20 protein-coding genes are annotated in these 18,265 nt (G+C 63.0%); 14 read left to right on the forward strand and 6 right to left on the reverse strand.

Annotated elements, in window-relative coordinates:
• The first annotated feature begins 75 nt into the window (after positions 1 to 75).
• Positions 76 to 1,491 (forward strand): ATP-binding protein, encoded by a 1,416-nt coding sequence (locus tag NKJ88_RS00365; RefSeq protein WP_023672026.1) that lies wholly within the window; start codon positions 76 to 78, stop codon positions 1,489 to 1,491.
• 223 nt (positions 1,492 to 1,714) lie between these two features.
• Entirely contained in the window at positions 1,715 to 2,737 is a 1,023-nt protein-coding gene (locus NKJ88_RS00370; protein ID WP_352443342.1) for a glycosyltransferase family 4 protein, read from the forward strand.
• A gap of 10 nt (positions 2,738 to 2,747) precedes the next feature.
• On the opposite strand, the gene NKJ88_RS00375 is transcribed toward NKJ88_RS00370, so the two are convergent.
• The 3 genes from NKJ88_RS00375 to NKJ88_RS00385 form a co-directional block, all read right to left on the reverse strand.
• Positions 2,748 to 3,107, reverse strand: coding sequence for a tRNA-binding protein (locus NKJ88_RS00375; RefSeq protein WP_023672028.1), 360 nt, complete (start codon positions 3,105 to 3,107; stop codon positions 2,748 to 2,750).
• A 6-nt stretch (positions 3,108 to 3,113) separates the two neighbouring features.
• Positions 3,114 to 3,614: a type III secretion system chaperone family protein gene (locus NKJ88_RS00380; RefSeq protein WP_006202532.1), complete on the reverse strand. Its 501-nt coding sequence runs from the start codon at positions 3,612 to 3,614 to the stop codon at positions 3,114 to 3,116.
• A 316-nt stretch (positions 3,615 to 3,930) separates the two neighbouring features.
• The gene (locus NKJ88_RS00385) at positions 3,931 to 4,233 is read right to left on the reverse strand and encodes an accessory factor UbiK family protein (protein WP_023672029.1); all 303 of its coding nucleotides are present in this window, start codon (positions 4,231 to 4,233) and stop codon (positions 3,931 to 3,933) included.
• Positions 4,234 to 4,629: 396 nt separating this feature from the next.
• Between NKJ88_RS00385 and NKJ88_RS00390 the strand changes: the two genes are divergently transcribed.
• The 9 genes from NKJ88_RS00390 to NKJ88_RS00430 all read left to right on the forward strand — a co-directional run bounded on the left by NKJ88_RS00390 (position 4,630) and on the right by NKJ88_RS00430 (position 12,470).
• Entirely contained in the window at positions 4,630 to 4,869 is a 240-nt protein-coding gene (locus NKJ88_RS00390; protein ID WP_023683720.1) for a BrnA antitoxin family protein, read from the forward strand.
• A 103-nt stretch (positions 4,870 to 4,972) separates the two neighbouring features.
• Positions 4,973 to 5,857 (forward strand): prolipoprotein diacylglyceryl transferase, encoded by an 885-nt coding sequence (gene lgt / locus NKJ88_RS00395; RefSeq protein WP_023823417.1) that lies wholly within the window; start codon positions 4,973 to 4,975, stop codon positions 5,855 to 5,857.
• The gene (locus NKJ88_RS00400) at positions 5,854 to 6,918 is read left to right on the forward strand and encodes a class I SAM-dependent methyltransferase (RefSeq protein WP_023683719.1); all 1,065 of its coding nucleotides are present in this window, start codon (positions 5,854 to 5,856) and stop codon (positions 6,916 to 6,918) included. Before lgt ends, NKJ88_RS00400 begins: the two co-directional genes overlap by 4 nt.
• 151 nt (positions 6,919 to 7,069) lie before the next feature.
• Positions 7,070 to 7,864, forward strand: a complete 795-nt coding sequence (pgeF, locus tag NKJ88_RS00405) for a peptidoglycan editing factor PgeF (protein ID WP_023695793.1) — start codon at positions 7,070 to 7,072, stop codon at positions 7,862 to 7,864.
• Complete coding sequence (locus NKJ88_RS00410) at positions 7,864 to 9,015, forward strand: M24 family metallopeptidase (RefSeq protein WP_023683716.1); 1,152 nt, start codon at positions 7,864 to 7,866, stop codon at positions 9,013 to 9,015. The genes pgeF and NKJ88_RS00410 overlap by 1 nt, the downstream gene beginning before the upstream one ends.
• Before the next feature lie 55 nt (positions 9,016 to 9,070).
• Positions 9,071 to 9,667, forward strand: a complete 597-nt coding sequence (locus tag NKJ88_RS00415) for a hypothetical protein (RefSeq protein WP_023823416.1) — start codon at positions 9,071 to 9,073, stop codon at positions 9,665 to 9,667.
• A 141-nt stretch (positions 9,668 to 9,808) separates the two neighbouring features.
• Complete coding sequence (locus NKJ88_RS00420) at positions 9,809 to 10,744, forward strand: ribose-phosphate pyrophosphokinase (protein WP_023686119.1); 936 nt, start codon at positions 9,809 to 9,811, stop codon at positions 10,742 to 10,744.
• 92 nt (positions 10,745 to 10,836) lie between these two features.
• Positions 10,837 to 11,352, forward strand: coding sequence for a hypothetical protein (locus NKJ88_RS00425; protein ID WP_023686120.1), 516 nt, complete (start codon positions 10,837 to 10,839; stop codon positions 11,350 to 11,352).
• Positions 11,353 to 11,498: 146 nt separating this feature from the next.
• Positions 11,499 to 12,470, forward strand: a complete 972-nt coding sequence (locus NKJ88_RS00430) for a Bug family tripartite tricarboxylate transporter substrate binding protein (protein ID WP_023683714.1) — start codon at positions 11,499 to 11,501, stop codon at positions 12,468 to 12,470.
• 35 nt (positions 12,471 to 12,505) lie between these two features.
• Here the strand turns inward: NKJ88_RS00430 and NKJ88_RS00435 are convergent, their stop codons facing one another.
• The gene (locus NKJ88_RS00435; RefSeq protein WP_023733350.1) at positions 12,506 to 13,378 is read right to left on the reverse strand and encodes an AraC family transcriptional regulator; all 873 of its coding nucleotides are present in this window, start codon (positions 13,376 to 13,378) and stop codon (positions 12,506 to 12,508) included.
• A gap of 203 nt (positions 13,379 to 13,581) precedes the next feature.
• Between NKJ88_RS00435 and NKJ88_RS00440 the strand changes: the two genes are divergently transcribed.
• Together NKJ88_RS00440 and NKJ88_RS00445 are read left to right on the forward strand one after the other, a co-directional pair.
• Positions 13,582 to 14,826 carry an MFS transporter gene (locus NKJ88_RS00440; RefSeq protein WP_352443343.1) on the forward strand — a complete coding sequence of 415 codons (1,245 nt, stop codon included), beginning with the start codon at positions 13,582 to 13,584 and terminating at the stop codon, positions 14,824 to 14,826.
• A gap of 152 nt (positions 14,827 to 14,978) precedes the next feature.
• Complete coding sequence (locus tag NKJ88_RS00445) at positions 14,979 to 15,893, forward strand: alpha/beta fold hydrolase (RefSeq protein ID WP_352443344.1); 915 nt, start codon at positions 14,979 to 14,981, stop codon at positions 15,891 to 15,893.
• A 98-nt stretch (positions 15,894 to 15,991) separates the two neighbouring features.
• On the opposite strand, the gene NKJ88_RS00450 is transcribed toward NKJ88_RS00445, so the two are convergent.
• Positions 15,992 to 16,834 (reverse strand): alpha/beta fold hydrolase, encoded by an 843-nt coding sequence (locus NKJ88_RS00450; RefSeq protein ID WP_155923731.1) that lies wholly within the window; start codon positions 16,832 to 16,834, stop codon positions 15,992 to 15,994.
• A 149-nt stretch (positions 16,835 to 16,983) separates the two neighbouring features.
• Between NKJ88_RS00450 and NKJ88_RS00455 the strand changes: the two genes are divergently transcribed.
• The gene (locus NKJ88_RS00455; RefSeq protein ID WP_023828119.1) at positions 16,984 to 17,415 is read left to right on the forward strand and encodes a MarR family winged helix-turn-helix transcriptional regulator; all 432 of its coding nucleotides are present in this window, start codon (positions 16,984 to 16,986) and stop codon (positions 17,413 to 17,415) included.
• Positions 17,416 to 17,437: 22 nt separating this feature from the next.
• On the opposite strand, the gene NKJ88_RS00460 is transcribed toward NKJ88_RS00455, so the two are convergent.
• Positions 17,438 to 18,199, reverse strand: a complete 762-nt coding sequence (locus NKJ88_RS00460) for a glutamine amidotransferase (RefSeq protein WP_352443345.1) — start codon at positions 18,197 to 18,199, stop codon at positions 17,438 to 17,440.
• Positions 18,200 to 18,265: the final 66 nt, after the last annotated feature.

Below are 18,265 nucleotides of genomic sequence, written 5' to 3' on the forward strand. Positions count from 1 at the left end.
ATGCCGCTGACGGCCGCCCTTTGGCCATAGATATGTGGCCATCGACCAGCGGCCATTGACCCAGCGGAAGGATAAATGGCGACCACGCAACTGGAACGGCCGGAACAAGGCGGCTTTGGCGCGCGCGTATCACGCGCGCTGAAAGCAATGCCGCGTGCCTGGAAGCGGTTCTGGCGGCTGGTTGCGTTCTATATGCCCAAGCGGCTTTATGCCCGCTCGCTGATCATCGTCATCGCGCCGATGATCCTTCTGCAGTCGGTCGTCGCCTTCGACTTCATGGAACGCCACTGGGCAACCGTGACGCAGCGCCTGTCGCAGGCCACCGTGCGCGACATCGCCGCGATCATCGACATGATCGAGACCTATCCGCATGATGGCGACTACGCCAACATCATCCGCATCGCCCAGGACCGCATGCAGTTGAAGGTCGACCTCTTGCCGCCCGACCCGTTGCCGGCGCCTGGACCCAAGCCCTTCTTCTCGATCCTTGACGACGTCCTTTCCACCGAGATCACCCGCCAGATCAACCGCCCGTTCTGGATCGACACGGTCGGCAATTCCAACATCGTCGAGGTCCGCATCCAGCTCGAGGGCAAGGTGCTGCGCGTCTTCGTGCGCCGCAGCCAGGCCTATGCCTCCAACACCCACATCTTCCTGATCTGGATGGTCGGGACGTCGCTGGTGCTGCTGACGATCGCCATCCCCTTCCTTCGCAACCAGATCCGGCCGATCCTGTCTCTGGCCGAGGCCGCCGAAAGCTTCGGCAAGGGCCGGCCGATGCCGCGCGATTTCCGCCCACGCGGCGCCGAGGAGGTCCGCCGGGCCGGCTTTGCCTTCATCCAGATGCGCGAGCGCATCGAACGCCAGCTGGAACAGCGCACCGCCATGCTGACCGGCGTCAGCCACGATCTCAGAACCATCCTCACCCGCTTCAAGCTGCAGCTGGCGCTGGCCGGCGGCAAGCCCGAGACCAAGGCCGCGCTCAACCAGGACATCGACGACATGCAGTCGATGCTGGAAGGCTATATCGCCTTTGCCCGCGGCGAAGCGTCGGAAGATGCCGGCCATTTCGATCTCGAGGCTTATTTCCAAAAGCTCGGCGAGGAGGCGTCGCTGCACAAGCGCAAGCTATCGACCGTGCTTGCCGGTGATCCGGACGTGCATGTGCGCCCGCACGCTTTCGCCCGGCTGTTGTCCAATGTCGCCGGCAATGCCTTGCGCTATGCCAAGACGGTGGAGATCAGCGCCGATCACGGCCGCGGCTCACTCGTCGTCACCATCGACGATGACGGTCCGGGCATCCCGCCGGAAAAGCGCGAAGACGTGTTCAAACCGTTCGTGCGGCTCGACGAGGCGCGCAACCTAGACGCCAGCGGCACCGGCCTTGGTCTCTCTATCGCCCGCGATATTGCCCGCAGCCATGGCGGCGACATCATGCTGGAAGACAGCCCGCTCGGCGGCCTAAGGGCGGTAATCAAGGTGCCCGCCTGACCAAAGCATGATCTGGAAGGCGGGGCTCGGCCAAAAACCACCTTCATCCGCCCGTCATGAAACCATGGTCAAGAGCGCGCATGAAGCGCGCGACCTCAGTTGATTCGGCTCAGCCGCCTTACTTCGACCTCGTGCCTGCCCGGGTGCGGTGGAGCGAAGCGAGGGCAGCCGGGCCGTACCGCTATCGCATCAAGGCAACCGTTGATCCGAGCAAAGGACCGCCATGCGCATCCTGATGGCCACCGACGCCTGGCGGCCGCAAGTCAACGGCGTCGTCCACACGCTGGAGCGGCTCACCGAAACGCTGAAAACCTTCGACGTTGCGGTCGACTTCCTGACCCCGAACATCTTTCGCACCTTGCCGTTGCCGACCTACCCCGACATCAGGCTGGCGCTGACCACGCCCGGTCATGTCGCGCGGCTGATCGAGGCTCGCAAGGCCGACCATATCCATATCGTCACCGAAGGCCCGCTCGGCATCATGGCGCGGCGCTATTGCCGCAATGCCGGCCGTCCCTTTACCACCAGCTATCACACCCGCTTTCCCGAATATCTGAGCGCCCGCCTGCCAGTGCCGGAGAGCTGGGCCTATCGCTGGCTGCGTGATTTCCACAATTCCGGACAAGGCACGCTGGTCGCCACCCAGTCGCTGGCGGAGGACCTTGCGTCGCGAGGCTTCACCAAGCTCAGGCCGTGGACGCGGGGCGTCGACACCGATCACTTCCGCCCGGACAAGAAGAAGGACCTCGGCTTTCCCGGCCCGGTATTCCTGTGCGTCGGCCGCGTCGCCATCGAGAAGAACCTGAGCGCCTTCCTCGATCTCGACCTGCCCGGCAGCAAGGTGATCGTTGGCGAAGGACCGGAACTGGCCAGGCTCAGGGCGAAATACCCGCAGGCGCATTTTCTCGGCCATCGCCCGAACGATGAGCTGGCCGAGATCTACGCCTCGGCTGATGTTTTCGTTTTCCCCAGCCGCACCGACACGTTCGGCAACGTCATCATCGAGGCGCTGGCCAGCGGGACGCCGGTGGCCGCCTATCCGGTCACCGGACCGATCGACATTGTCGGCGACGGCATCGGCGGCGCGGTGTCGACCGATCTGCGCAAGGCCTCGCTCGCCGCGCTCAATGTCGACCGCGCCGAGGCGCGCGAACGCGCCATGCGCTACAGCTGGAAAGCCTGCGCCGAGATGTTCATGGACACGGTCGAAGAGGCGCTCGGCACCACGCGCAAGCTGGCCGCCTGACGCAATCTTCCTAAAATAGTCGCCCGCCGTCCGGCACCTTGCGCTCGATGGCGCCAAGCACCACGGCGCCTTCTTCATCAGGGAAGCCGAGCGTGAGCACTTCCGACATGAACGGACCGATCTGGCGCGGCGGGAAATTCACCACCGCAAACACCTGCCGTCCCACCAGCGTTTCCGGCGCATAGTATTTCGTGATCTGTGCCGAGGATTTCTTCACGCCGATCTCAGGGCCGAAATCGATCTTCAGCTTGAAGGCGGGTTTGCGCGCCTCGGGGAAAGGCTCGGCCTCGACGATCGTGCCGGCACGGATGTCGACACGATCAAAATCGGCAAAGCTGATCTCGGGCTTGCGCGCGCTGCTCGAACTCATGGAAGCTCAAGCGTTGCCATAGGTCTCGAACAGGACACCGGCCAGCGCATCCTTGGCCGAGGTTCCCGACCAGACAACGAACTGGAAGGCCTGGAAATAGCATTCGCAGGCTTCAAGCGCCGACGACAAAAGCACCTCGACCTGCTGGCTCGACGGTTCGACCCCGCCGGCGAGCAGCAGTGACTGGCGAAACATGATCGCGCCCTCCTGCTCCCAGAGATCGAAATGGCCAAACAGCATCTGCTCGTTGATCAGCGACAAAAGCCGCATCACTTCCAGCGCGCGGGCTTCCGGCACCTTGATGTCGAAAGCACAGGCCAGATGCAGCGCCTCGAAGTCCTCCATCCACGAGAAGGAGACGTGATAATCGGTCCAGCTGCCGGCAACCGAGATCGAGATTTCGTCATCGCCGGCCCGTTCGAAGGACCAGTCATTGTTATGGGCGACCTGCTCGATGACATCCACCGGATGGATTTCGCGGGAGAATTCGAGTTCGAGAAGTTCCATGGAATGCTTCCTGTGTTCAGGGGAGCGCCACACGCTCCGCGGGGCACACACGACGAACAATCTTGTCTTGAACTCGGACGGCCAGGACTTCACGACACAAAGACCCCGGACCGGACCCCACCGCCCGGCCGCATGACCCTGCTCCGAATCATGCAACAAATTCAGTCTATTGATCGGGAGTCGCGTGAACAGCCTAATTTTTCGCACTGCGTCATCAGCATGTGGAAAGGCGCTGTCACAAAGATTCATGCATCGCCGGTAAACGATTCACGGCAAAGCATTTTTTCGGATTGTGCTTTGTGGAAAAGTTCAAATTTTATTTTTTTGCTTTGGGCTTTGCCGCAGCCACAGGTGCGGCCTGTCCGGTCAATTCGGCAAGCCTGGCCTCGAGCGCATCGATGCGGGCGGCCAGCCTGGTGTTTTCTTCGCGGGCCTTGGCAGCCATGTCGCGGGCAGCCTCGAACTCCTCGCGCTGCACCACATCCATGGTGTTGAGGATGCGCTCGGCCTGCCCCTTGAAGGCAGTCTCCACCTCGCGGCGCACGCCTTGTGCGGCACCCGCGGCATCGGTCATCAGCTTGGCGAATTCATCGAGAATGCGGTTCGGTCCGGTCGACATGGCAAATCCTCGCTTGCTGGAATTGACGTAGTGGCACTGCCTGCGGAATGCAAGAACGTTGAAGCTGGTGCGGCTTCATGTCGGACGCGATTTGGCTCAGGTCCGGCCGACAGATTGCTATTATCGCAAATGGATTCTTGGAACGACGGTTGCCGTGACGGACAGTGCGGACTTGGAGAAGCGCTTTGCAGCACTCGATGCAGCACTCGCAAAGGGCATTTCGGATGCCAGTGCGGGCCGGGTCTAGCCTGGCGACGAGGTGCTGGACAGGCTTGAAGCCAAATACAGGGCAATGGCAGAGAGAACCAAGTGAAGTTACTGGTCTTCACAGACCAGCGGCCTAGTTTTCCTCACGACTTGCTCCAGGCAAGAGTCACTCTCATTCAGGATCAACCAATGGCAACGCCCCCGCGCCGACCGACCAATCCGATGGAAGCCGCTGAAGCGGCCTTCAAGCCGGTCAAGAAACCCGCGCCTCCCATTCGCGAACCCTCCGCCGCACCAAACGTTCGCGAGCTTGTCTCGATCAGGATCGATCGCGCCGTGCTCGACCATTTCCAGGAAGATGGCCCCGGCTGGCAAGACAGGATCAACGATGCGCTCAGGCAATTGGTCGCCGGCAAGCCGCAGGGTTGAGCCCATTATCTCTGACGATCAGGCTGTCGTCACCTTGCCTTGACCCCGCCAAAACCCTGCCGCATGGTCCGCGCCCTAACGCGAGCCCTCCCAGGAGATCCTGTTGAACGACTATTTCCCGCTGCCGATGGCGTCGCTGTCCTTCCCCAACATCGACCCGATCCTGGTTCAGATCGGCCCGCTGGCTGTGCACTGGTACGGCATCGGCTATATCGTCGGCATCCTGTTCGCCTGGTGGTCCGCCAAGCGGCTCGTCACCAACACAAGGCTGTGGCCTGATGGCGTCTTGCCGATGAAGCCGATCGACCTCGACGATTTCATCGTCTGGGCCGCCGTCGGCGTCGTGCTCGGCGGACGCACCGGCTATGTGCTTTTCTACGATTTAAAGCGCTATATCGACCACCCGCTCGACATCTTCGCCGTCTGGCAGGGCGGCATGTCGTTCCATGGCGGCCTGCTTGGCGTCATCCTCGCCATGACGCTGTTTTCCCTCAAGCGCGGCATCCGCACCTGGACGCTGTTCGACGTGGTGGCAGCCGGCGTGCCGGTCGGGCTCGGCCTCGTCCGCATCGCGAACTTCGTCAATGCCGAACTCTGGGGTCGCGTGACCGACGTGTCGTGGGGCGTCGTCTTCTGCAACGAGCGTCTCCAGCAGACCGTGGCGGGTTGTGTCGCGGGCCTGGAGCCTCGCCATCCGAGCCAGCTCTACGAAGCGCTGCTCGAGGGCGCGGTGCTGTTCCTGGTCCTGCGCTTCCTCACCCATTCGCGGCTGAAGCTGAAGACGCCGCGCTTTGTCGGCGGCGCCTTCATTTGCGGCTACGGCCTGTCACGCATCTTCGTCGAGTTCTTCCGCGAGCCCGACCAGCAGCTCGGCTACCTCCTCGGCGGCTGGCTCACCATGGGCATGGTGCTGTCGCTGCCGATGGTGCTGGCCGGCATCTGGGCGATGGCCACAGCCAAACCGGCGCCGCAACCACAGCCGGCATGACACGGCTGAAGACCCGCATCGTCGACCTGATCGGCGCGCTCGGCCCCCTCCCCGTCAACGAGTACATGGCGCTCTGCCTGTTCGATCCCAGCGACGGCTACTACACCACGCGCGAGCCGTTCGGCGCCGCCGGCGACTTCGTCACCGCACCCGAGATCAGCCAAATGTTCGGCGAACTCGTCGCCGTCTGGCTCTATCAGGCCTGGCTGGCGATCGGCCGACCCCTGCCGGTCACCATCGCGGAGATCGGGCCTGGCCGCGGCACGCTGATGAAGGACATGCTTCGCACCCTGACGCGGCTCGATCCGGCTATCGCCGCCGGAGCATCCTTCGCTCTGGTCGAGACCAGTCCGCGGCTGACTGAAATCCAGAAGCAGACGCTTGCCGAAACTTCGGTTGAGCTCGGCTGGCACGAAACCATCGCCACACTACCGCAGGCGCCGTTGCTGATTGTCGGCAACGAATTGTTCGACGCTGTGCCGATCCGCCAGTTCATCCGCGCCGGCGCCGGCTGGCGCGAACGGGTGATCGGCCTCGATGTCTCAGACGAGTTGAGCTTCTTCGCCGGCGCCGGCTCGGTCGAGGCGACGCTGCTGCCGGAAGACGCCGCCGAGGCGCCACAAGGCTCTATTTTCGAAATAGCACCGGCCCGCGCGGCACTGATGGCGACCATTGCCGAACGCATAGCCGACCACGGCGGCGCCGGGCTGTTCCCCGATTACGGCCATCTCCAGCCCGGTTTCGGCGACACATTGCAGGCCGTGCGCAGGCACGCCCCCGAAGATGTGCTGGCCAATCCCGGCGAAGCCGATCTCACCGCCCATGTCGACTTCGCTGCACTGGCCGCCGTCGTGCGGGCGCATGGCCTCGATGTGGAATTGGCGACGCAGGGCGACTTTCTGCTTGGCACGGGATTGCTTGAGCGAGCTGGCCAGTTGGGCAGCCAGGCAAGCCAAGAGGCACGACAAACCATTGCCGATGCCGTCGAGCGCCTGGCCGGCCCCGACGGCATGGGCACGCTGTTCAAAATCCTGAAAATCCTGCCGCATCAGCCAGTCTGACCCTCAGAGATCGTTACAAGCCGTCTCGCCATGTCGCTTGTGGTCGCATGCCTGCTTTTGGCCAATGCAAAGTCGACGCGGCAGCACTGTCGCAATCACTCGGCCGAACTTCGCCTTGACGAAAACGCCGGCGCGGACAACAAACCCATCCATGCTGAATCAGACCAAACCGGATCCTGTTCGCTCGCCGCTGCTGGAAGCGGCCAAGCCGCGAGGTATCCGCCATGGCTATTTCACCCGTATCGGCGGCGTCTCCGGCGGCATCTATCAGGGACTTAACATCGGCACCGGCTCGGATGACGATCAGATGCTGGTCGCCGAGAACCGCCGCCGCGTCGCTGCCTGGATGGGTGTGCCGGCCAGCCATCTCCTGACCGCGCATCAGGTCCACTCGCCCGATGTCGTTATTGCCAGGGAACCCTTTCCCGGCCCGCGGCCCAAGGCCGACGCCATCGTCACCGACCGGCCGGGCATCGCCATCGGCGCCTCGACGGCCGATTGCGGCCCCGTGCTGTTCGCCGATGCGCAAGCGCGCATCATTGGCGCTGCACACGCCGGCTGGAAGGGCGCTTTTACCGGTGTGCTTGAAAACACCATTGCCGCGATGGAAAGCCTCGGCGCCCGCCGTGAGCGCATCATTGCGGTTCTCGGTCCTTCGATCGGCCCCGACAATTACGAGGTCGGGCCGGAATTCGTCGCCCGTTTCGTCGAAGCCGATGCCGAAAACATCGGCTATTTCGCGCCTTCGGCCAATCCGGCGCATGCAATGTTCGATCTCAACCTCTATACGGTCGACCGGCTGAAGAAGGCTGGCGTGACCGCGCAGGGGCTTGGCCGCTGCACCTATGCCGAGGAGGATCTCTTCTTTTCCTACCGGCGCGCGACGCATCGCAAGGAACCGGACTACGGTCGGCAGGTTTCGGCAATTGTTTTGGAGAACGGATAATGGCGCTGCATTTCGAACGGTCGGAATTTGACGCCCGGCGTGACCGGTTGATGATCGAGATGACGGAAAAGAAGCTCGATGCTGTACTGCTTTTCGCCCAGGAGAGCATGTACTGGCTAACCGGCTACGACACGTTCGGCTTCTGTTTCTTCCAGTGCCTGGTTGTGAAGGCTGACGGCTCGATGGTGCTGCTCACCCGCTCGGCCGATTTGCGCCAGGCGCGCCACACATCGATCATCGACAACATCGTGCTGTGGACCGACCGCGACGGCGCCAACCCGGCGGTCGACCTGCGCAACCTGCTCAACGACCTCAATCTCCTCGGCGCCCGCATCGGCGTCGAATACGACACCCATGGCCTGACCGCCTTCAATGGCCGCCGCGTCGACGAGCAGCTGCAGACCTTCGGCCAGATCGCCGACGCCTCCGGTATTGTCGGCCGTCTGCGCCTGTTCAAGAGCCCGGCTGAAATCGCCAAGGCCGAAAAGGCCGCCAACCTTTCCGACGACGCGCTCGACGCGGCCCTGCCGCTGATCAAGCAGGGCGGCGACGAAGCGCTGATCCTTGCCGCCATGCAGGGCGCGGTGTTTGCCGGCGGCGGCGACTATCCGGCCAATGAATTCATCATCGGCTCGGGCATCGACGCGCTGCTCTGCCGCTACAAGGCCGGGCGCCGCAAGCTGACCAAGAACGATCAGCTGACGCTCGAATGGGCCGGCGTGTTCCATCACTATCACGCGCCGATGATGCGCACCGTGCTGACCGGCAAGGCGTCGAAGCGCCATCAGGAGCTGTTCGACGCCGCCCGCGCGGCTCTTCTGGCGGTCGAGAAGGCGATGACGCCCGGCAACACCTTCGGCGACGTCTTCGACGCGCATGCCCGCACGCTGGAGGCGCACAGCCTGACCAAGCATCGGTTGAACGCCTGCGGCTATTCCGTCGGCGCCCGCTTCACCCCGTCCTGGATGGATATGCCGATGTTCTACCAGGGCAATCCCGAGCCGATCGCGCCCAACATGACATTGTTCGCGCACATGATCATCATGGACTCCGAAACCGAGACGGCGATGACGCTTGGCCGCACCTACCTGACCACCGAATCCCAGCCGAAGCCGCTTTCACGCCATGATCTCGACTTGATCGTACAGTGAATCCATAATGGTTGGTCCACGCGGGGGCGTTCGCGACTAAGGAGTTTTCGGGCAGATGAGACGATCGCATGTGACGACCGTGTCATTGCTCGCAGCGCTTGTGCTGGCCGCTTGCACCAATGCCAAGGAGGTCCTTGAGCCGTCCGCCATCACGCCGCCGGCAGCCTCGGCCCAACCGGCTCAGCCCTTGGCTGCCCCGGGCATCGCGCCCGCCGCCACACCAGCGCCGGCCGTCGGCGCCACGACACCCGCCAACCCCGCGCAGAGCGCCGCCGCTTTGTCGAAGACCCGGCTGCAGATCGCGCCGATCGTCGGCGCCTCCGTGGAAGCGGCAACGCCGCTGACGGCCGAACTGCAGACACGCGCCAAGCAGCGCGGCATCACCCTTGCCGGCAGCGCCGACCAGGCCGCCACCCATGTGCTGAAGGGCTACTTCTCGACCATGACGGAAGGCAAGGATACCACCGTTATCTATGTCTGGGACGTCTATGACCCCGCTGGCAACCGGCTACACCGCATCAATGGCCAGCAGAAGGCGCCCTCGGTCAATGCCGCCGAAGGCTGGCCCGCGGTTGCACCCGCTACCATGCAGGCGATCGCCGACCAGACGATCGACCAGTTCGCGGCCTGGCTCGGCGGCAGCGCCGGCTGATCCGCCTGTTACCGGCTTCCGTTCACTGTTGACGTTTTTGAGATTAGCCGGCGGATTCCCGTCAACGAGGCTTGCAATACCGGCACGGCTCGCTACAAGCCCGATTAAGAGGACCTCCCCATCCTTCGCCAGGAACGGTGCATGAAGCTTTTCGCGGGCAATTCCAACCGGGTGCTGGCCGAAGCGGTCGCCCGCTATCTCAATGTCCCGCTGGGCAAGGCCAGCGTCAGACGCTTCGCCGATCAGGAAATCTTCGTCGAAATCCAGGAAAACGTGCGCGGCGAGGATGTCTTCATCCTGCAGTCGACCTCGTTCCCGACCAACGATCATCTGATGGAACTGCTCATCATGATCGATGCCTTCATGCGCTCCTCGGCCAAGCGCATCACCGCGGTCATCCCATATTTCGGTTACGCCAGGCAGGATCGCCGGGCCTCGGGCCGCACACCGATCTCGGCGAAGCTGGTCGCCAACATGATCACCCGCGCCGGCGTCGACCGCGTCTTGACGCTCGACCTCCATGCTGGCCAGATCCAGGGTTTTTTCGACATTCCTACCGACAATCTGTTCTCGGTGCCGGTGATGGCCCGTGACGTGAAGGCAAAATACAAACAGCTTGCCAATGTCGTGGTCGTCTCGCCCGACATCGGCGGCGTGGTGCGCGCCCGCGCGCTCGCCAAACGCTTCGACGCACAACTGGCCATCGTCGACAAGCGCCGCGAACGTCCCGGTGAATCCGAAGTGATGAACATCATCGGCGCGGTCGCCGGCAAGGATTGCCTGCTGATCGACGACATCGTCGATTCCGGCGGCACGCTGTGCAACGCCGCCGATGCGCTGCTCGCCAACGGCGCTACCAGCGTCACCGCCTATATCACCCACGGCGTGCTGTCGGGCGGTGCGGTCGCCCGGATCAGCGGCTCGAAGCTGCAGGAACTGGTGATCACCGATTCCATCCAGCCGACGCAAGGCGTGCTCGACGCCCCGAATATCCGCGTCATCTCCATCGCCGACCTGATGGGCGAGGCGATTTCGCGCACAGCGACCGAAGAGTCCGTGTCGAGCCTGTTCGATTAATCCATGTTGCCCAAAAGCGTGCCCACGGGCCTGGCTCGGGGGTAATCTCCTTTTTGGAATCTGCCCCAAACCGTCGTGAAAGGAGCCAGCTGATGCGCAATCGAATCAAGGCTGCAGGCATCGCAGGAATGCTTCTCGCAATCGGCATCGCCAGCGCGGCCTATGCGCCGACAATCGCTCCGGTTTCGACCGCGCAGGCGCAAACGGAATATCTTCCCACCGAAAAGGATTTCATCGGCAAATGGAGCATCGCAGGGTCCGCAATCCGGCCACCGCGTGATCTGAAAGAGCCGGCGAAGCCCGACCAGGAAGCGTCTGCGACCGAATTTCAGCAGACTGTGACCGCCTTTTATGGCGCCTTCGACTATCTGGAGATCACGGCGGACGGCCGCTACAATTTTCACCAACCGGGTGACCCGGCATCGGGGCCTTGCGTCTGGTGCGGGACATGGTCGTTCAAGAACGATTCCCTGTGGCTCGAACTGGACACGGCGCCCAGGCTCGACATCTACGCCGAGGGCGGCGACATGCAGATGACCTACACGGCCGAGCCTGAAGAGACGTCACGATACAAATGGCTTGTTTTCAGCTGGACCAAGGCTGATTGAACTGAGGGGTGAGGCGTTCTCGCGCACGCCAACCGAAGCATCGGTGTCAAGCCCGATCTCCTGAGGCGGGCAGTCAGTCCATGGTTGCATTGTGCGAGGAGTTCACCATGGCCATACTGCCCCTCCAATCAACGGAGGAGTAGCAGATGCGGCGTAGGACTTTGCTCGGGCTCGCGGTTTCCATCGCAGCCACCCTTTCAGCACCGGCGGCCTGGGCCGCCGATTTTCCGGACCGGACCATCACCATGGTTGTCCCCTTTTCCGCCGGTGGCTCGACGGATCTGGTCGCGCGCCTGGTCGCCAACAAGATGTCCGAAAAGCTGGGCCAGCAGATTGTCGTCGAAAATGTCGGCGGCGCCGGGGGCAGCATCGGCGCTGCCCAGGTCGCCCGAGCCGAACCGGACGGCTACACGATCCTGATGGGCACGGTCGCAACCCACGCGCTCAACCCGCTGATCCTGAAGACAAAGCCCTACGACGCGGAGAAGGATTTTGCGCCGATATCGTTGCTCGTGCTGGTGCCAAACGTCCTAGTCGTAAACCCTGAATTCCCCGCCAAGGACGTCAAGGAACTGATCGAGATGCTGAAGAAGGACCCGGACAAATATGCCTACGCCTCATCAGGCAATGGCACCCCGCTGCATCTCTCCGGCGAGCTTTTCAAGACGATGGCCGGCGTCAGTATGCAGCACATTCCCTACAAGGGCGCCGGACCGGCCTTGAACGACGTTATCGGCAATCAGGTGCCGATGATGTTCGACAACCTCCCCTCTTCATCGGGCCATATCAAGAGCGGGACGCTGAGAGCGCTTGGCGTCACCACCAAGGAGCGCGTTCCCTCCTTCCCCGACATACCGGCCATTGCCGAAACCATTCCCGGCTATGAAACCTACAGCTGGAACGCTCTGTTCGCGCCCGCAGGCACGCCGCCGGAGGTCGTCGCCGTTCTTCAGAAGGCGGCAGTTGAAGCCCTGAAAGACCCTGATGTGATCGCCCGCATGGCCCAGTTCAGCGCCTCGATCGTGGCCTCCACCCCGGAAGAGCTTGGAGTGCATGTGAAGGCCGAACTCGCCAAATGGGAACCGATCGTCAAGGCCAGCGGCGTTCAGCTGGACTAGGGCCTACGGCAAAGTACTGCGGGCTTTTCCTGGCGCTACGGCGCCGGGGCCTCAAGTCGAGGCTGAGCCCGCCGCATGCCTTCGTCGCGGGCGCCGCGCATATAGCCGCGCGGCGAGGCGCCGAGCATGCGCTTGAACATGGTTATGAATGCCGGCACGCTGTCATAACCGAGGTCGAGCGCCACCCTGGTGATCGGCTCGCCATCGGCGAGCCTAGGCAGGGCCGCAAATAGGCAGGCCTGCTGGCGCCAAGTCGACAAGGACAGTCCGGTCTGGCGCTGGAAGGCGCGGGTGAACGAACGGCGGCTCATGCCTGCGGCATCCGCCCACTCGTCGATCGTGGCGTGCGGCGAAGGTGCCGCGACAAAGCGTCGGCAGAGCGCCGCCAGCTTCGGGTCGGACGGGAACGGCAGCCCGAGCGGCCGTTCCGGCAAGGTCGGGATCTCGTGCAGCAACAGGTTCATGATCAGCCCGCCGCGGCCTTCCAGTTCGCCGCCTTGCGGCAGCTTTTCCGATTCGACGATCAGGCTGTGCATCAGCTCGGTGATGCCGACGACGCGCAAACCTTCCGGCAGGCCGGGGATAGCGCCCGGCATGACATAGACCGAGCGCATCGAGACATCGCCCAGCATTTCGACAGAATGCTCGGTGCCGGCCGGTATCCACATTGCGTGGTCGGGCGGCACCATCCAGCGCCCGTACCTGGTCGTCACCAGCACGACACCGACCAGCGCATGCAGCAGCTGGCTGCGGCTGTGGCGGTGTTGCGGCACGAGGTAACCGTCGGGATATTCGGTCGGCAAAGCCACCGCCGGCCCGGAAACCTCCTCCAGCCACTGCCAGCGGCTTTCGTGCAATCGGCCGAGATCGGCATTGCCGGCGCGGAAGATGTCCCTGCCATGTGGCATCGGCTATGGCCCACTTGCGAAACTATTGGACCAAACCACGAAAGAAGTCGCCTCGCAAGCGGCTTATAAGGCAGCCATCCCCAAGGCGCTCCGCAGGGGCGTCGCCCAAGCGCTTCAGACGAGCGTCCTTAAGGCGGTCCGCGGGAGCGGCCGCCAAGCCTGCCCGCGGGCAAACACCCGCCAAAAAGACCTCGGAGCCTGCCTTGACCGATACGACAGCCACCAGCATTGCACCGCAGCCAAGCGCCAGCCTCCCTTCAGCCCAGGCGACCGCCTTCACCGTCATTCTGGCGGTGAGCTTTTGCCACGGCATCAACGACATCATGCAATCGCTGCTGCCGGCGATCTATCCGCTGCTGAAAGAGAATTACGGTCTCGATTTCTGGCAGATCGGTCTTCTGACCTTCACCTTCCAGGTCACGGCGTCGCTGCTGCAGCCGGTCATCGGCATGATCACCGACAAGCGGCCAATGCCCTATTCGCTGCCCTACGGCATGGCGTCCTCGCTGATTGGCCTGATCGTTCTGGCCTATGCCGGCCACTATGCGCTGCTTCTGGTCGGCGCCTCGCTGATCGGAATCGGCTCGGCGATCTTCCATCCGGAATCCTCGCGCATTGCCCGCTTTGCCTCCGGCGGCCGCTTTGGCCTGGCGCAATCTTTGTTCCAGGTCGGCGGCAATTTCGGCCAGTCGATGGGGCCGCTGCTCGCTGCCTTCATCGTTGTGCCCTTCGGCCAGACCAGCATTTCATGGTTCGCCGTCGGGTCTCTGATCGGCATCATCGTTTTGTCGCGGGTCGGCGGCTGGTACAGCCGGATGCGCGCCGCGCAGGGCAATCGCAAGGCGGCAAGCTTCGTCTCCCCCTTCCCGCGCAAGAAGGTGATGGGAGCGCTGGCGGTGCTGACGCTGCTGGTGCTGACCAAGAACGCCTACATCGCCTCGCTCTCCAGCTACTACACCTTTTATTCCATCCATAAGTTCGGCGTGTCGGTGCAGATGAGCCAGGTCATGCTGTTCCTGTTCCTCGGCGCCTCGGCGCTGGGCATCCTGCTCGGCGGACCGTTCGGCGACCGCTACGGCCAGAAGGCGATGATCTGGTTCTCGATCGTCGGCGTGCTGCCCTTCACGCTGGCGCTGCCCTACGCCAATTTCGAATGGACGATGGTGCTGACGGTGCTGATCGGCCTGATCCTGTCCTCGGCCTTCTCCAACATCGTCGTGTTTGCGCAGGAGTTGGTGCCGGGACGTGTCGGCACCATCGCCGGGATCTTCTTCGGCTTCGCCTTCGGCATGGGCGGCATTGCAGCCGCCGTGCTCGGCGTCGTCGCCGACATGAAGGGCATCGATTTCGTCTTCCAGATCTGCTCGTATCTGCCGCTGCTCGGCCTTCTGACGGTGTTCCTGCCCAACATGAAGGAAGCCAGGAAGGCGCAGGCGGCGACCAGTTAAAACCGCCGATCTTCAGCACTCGACATGAGGGCGTGGCAACTGCGACGCCCTCATGATTCTTTCCCCAAGCGCCAGGTGGAAACCCGGCTAGTGTTCGAACCGCGCGCGCGGGGTAACGCTGCCGCAGACACTTAACGTCTCTGGAGAATGACATGCATAAGATCGTGTTGGCCGTGTTGGGCGTGCTTCTTGTTACCTTGCCCGCTACGGCGCGCATCGTTCCTTTTCCACCGGGTTTCAAGACGCAGTCCGTCGGAACCAACGGCACCAAACTCTATGTGCGCGTTGGCGGCAAGGGTCCCGCCGTCGTGCTGCTGCACGGCTTTGCCGATACCGGAGACATGTGGGGCGCCGCGGCCATCGCCCTCGCAAAGGACCACACCGTCATCGTGCCGGACCTGCGCGGCATGGGTCTGTCGGCCCACCCGGAAGCGGGCTACGCCAAGAAGAACCAGGCCGTCGACATCGCCGGCGTGTTGGATGCCCTGAAGATCGACAAGGCAGATCTCGTCACCCACGACATCGGCAACATGGTCGGCTATGCGCTCGCCGCTCAGTATCCCAAGCGCATCACCAAATGGGTCATCATCGATGCGCCGCTGCCCGGCATCGGCGATTGGGAAAAGATCAAGCAAAGCCCGCTGCTTTGGCACTTCAACTTCCGCGGCCCGGATATGGAGCGGCTGGTCGCAGGGCGCGAGCGCATCTATCTCGATCGCTTCTACAACGAACTGTCGGCAGACCCCAAGAAGATCGACGAGGCCACGCGCAAGCACTACGCCAGACTCTATGCCCGCCCGCATGCGATGCATGACGCTTTCGAGCAGTTCAAGGCGTTTGACCAGGACGCGATCGACAACCAGGCGATGCTTGCCGCCGGCGGCAAACTGACCATGCCGGTGCTGGCTGTCGGCGGTGAAAAATCCGCCGGCACCACGCAGGCCGATCTCCTGCGGCTTGTTGCGACCGATGTCACGGGCGGCATCGTGCCCGCTTCCGGACACTGGATCATGGAGGAAAACCCCGACGACACCGTCAAACTGATCACTGGTTTTCTCGATAAATAGGCACTGTCCCGCTGACATTTCGACGAAAGCAAATGCACCCGCCCGGCGGCGGGTGCCTTGCCTATCCAACTGGACGATGTCTATTCAACTGAACGATTCTACGCCTTGAAGAACGCCAGCAGGTCGGCATTGATGACATCGGCATGGGTCGTCGCCATGCCGTGCGGGAAGCCCTTGTAGACCTTGAGCTCGCCCTTTTTGAGCAGCTTGACAGCCAGCAGCGCGGAGTCGGCGATCGGAACGATCTGGTCGTCGTCGCCATGCATCACCAGCACCGGCACCTCGATGGCCTTCAGATCGTCGGTGAAGTCGGTTTCCGAGAACGCCTTGATGCAATCGTAATGCGCCTTGGTGCCGCCCATCATGCCCTGGCGCCACCAATTCTCGACGACAGCCTGCGACACCTGGGCGCCGGGGCGGTTGAAGCCGTAGAACGGGCCGGCCGCAACATCGTGGAAAAACTGGGCGCGGTTGGCTGCCTGGGCGGAGCGGAAACCATCGAACACCTCGATCGGCAGGCCACCCGGATTGGCCGCCGTCTTCAGCATGATCGGCGGCACCGCGCCGAGCAATGCGGCCTTGGCGACACGGCCACCGGAGCCGTACTTCGCGACATAACGGGCCACTTCGCCGCCACCGGTGGAATGGCCGACATGGATGGCGTCTCTGAGGTCGAGATGCGCCGCAAGTTCCGCGACATCGGCGGCATACGTATCCATCTCGTTGCCGGTATCGGTCTGGGTCGAGCGGCCATGGCCGCGCCGGTCATGGGCAATGACGCGGTAGCCCTTGGACAGGAAGAACAGCATCTGGGCGTCCCAGTCGTCGCTGCTCAGCGGCCAGCCGTGATGGAAGACGATGGGTTGTCCCGTTCCCCAATCCTTGTAGAAAATTTCGGTGCCGTCCTTGGTGGTGATCGTGCTGCTGCCGGGCTTGGTCATCTCGCTCTCCATTGATTGCTTCCGCGATAATCAATATCGCGATAACCATAAGACTAGCGCAGGTCCAAATCCTTGTCTACAGAAAAATATATCGCGATATCATTTTTCGTGGTACATATTGATGTGCTCAGTCGGCAAAGGAATGCCTCGTGCCTCTCCCGTTGGACAACCAGCTCTGCTTCACGCTTTACGCCACCAGCATGGCAATCAATCGCACCTACAAGCCCATGCTGGACGAGATGGGCATCACCTATCCGCAATATCTCGTGCTGAACGCACTTGCCGAAGCCGGCGGGATGTCGGTCGGCTCGATTGCGCACAGGCTCGCTTTGGAATCGAGCACCATCACGCCGCTGTTGAAGCGCATGGAACAGGCCGGTCTCGTCACCCGCCAGCGCAGCCAGACGGACGAGCGCCAAGTGCAGGTCGACCTGACGCCTGCCGGCCGCGCGCTGCTCGTCCAGTGCAACTGCCTCAACGAAACCCTGATCGAACGCTCGGGCATGACGATGGCTGATCTCGATGCCTTGAATCGGCGGATCCAGGCGCTGCGCGAAGCGTTGAGCAGCAAGCCGGACTAGCTGCCCTACAAACACGCCAGGCTTAATCCTTGCCGGCCAGCCAGCGCATGATGTTGGCCATCAATATGCCGTAGAGCGGCCATCCCAAAAAATCCTGCGACAGCCAGTGCGGGCCGATGTCTGTCGCCCACGCGACGGTGCGGCCACGGCCATGCTCACGAACCGCCAGCAGCGGCCAGTCGGTGCCGCGATACTGGCAGGTCGCCAGAAGCTGGGACGAGCCGTCGCGCCTGAAATCGAGTTTGTTCATGCCGAGGATCGGCGGCAACGGGCCCGCGACACCGGCAAGGATTGGATGCGACGCCTGAAGGATCGACGGCTGCAGGCCTTGCGGCACTTCCAGCCCGTCCGAGAATGGCAGGCAGCGCACGGGCAGGATGTCCTCGACCGGGGTGTCGTGGAAACGCGCCGTGCCGAACATTCCCTGGAACCCCATATAGCCGCCGGCCAGCATCAGCCCGCCACCGCCTTCGACATAGGCCTTGAGGACATCGAGGCGGTTGACGCCGATGCGCCCGGCGCGGGCCTCCGGCGTGACCAGCAAGGTCAGCGCGCCGACATCGGAGATCACCACCGCCTGGTATTCGGCCAGCGCGTCGAGGTCATACGGAAATTCGGCCGCGCAGCGATCGCCACCGATCTGCGTCACCGCTATGCCCTCTGCGGCAAGTGCGGCATTGAAGGCCGTCGCGCCGTTTACCCACGTCGCACTCGTCAGCACATCGCCGCCGGCGGCGACCGAGGTCGTCGCCGCGAAGGTCTCGCCTGCCAGCAAGAGTTTCATCGTCGCCCTCACGCTTTTCGACTGACAATTGAACGAGCGGGCGCCGGCTTGAACCGGCGCCCGCCG

Origin of the sequence: Mesorhizobium sp. M0016 (assembly GCF_040324035.1) — a bacterium.
Lineage (GTDB): Bacteria > Pseudomonadota > Alphaproteobacteria > Rhizobiales > Rhizobiaceae > Mesorhizobium.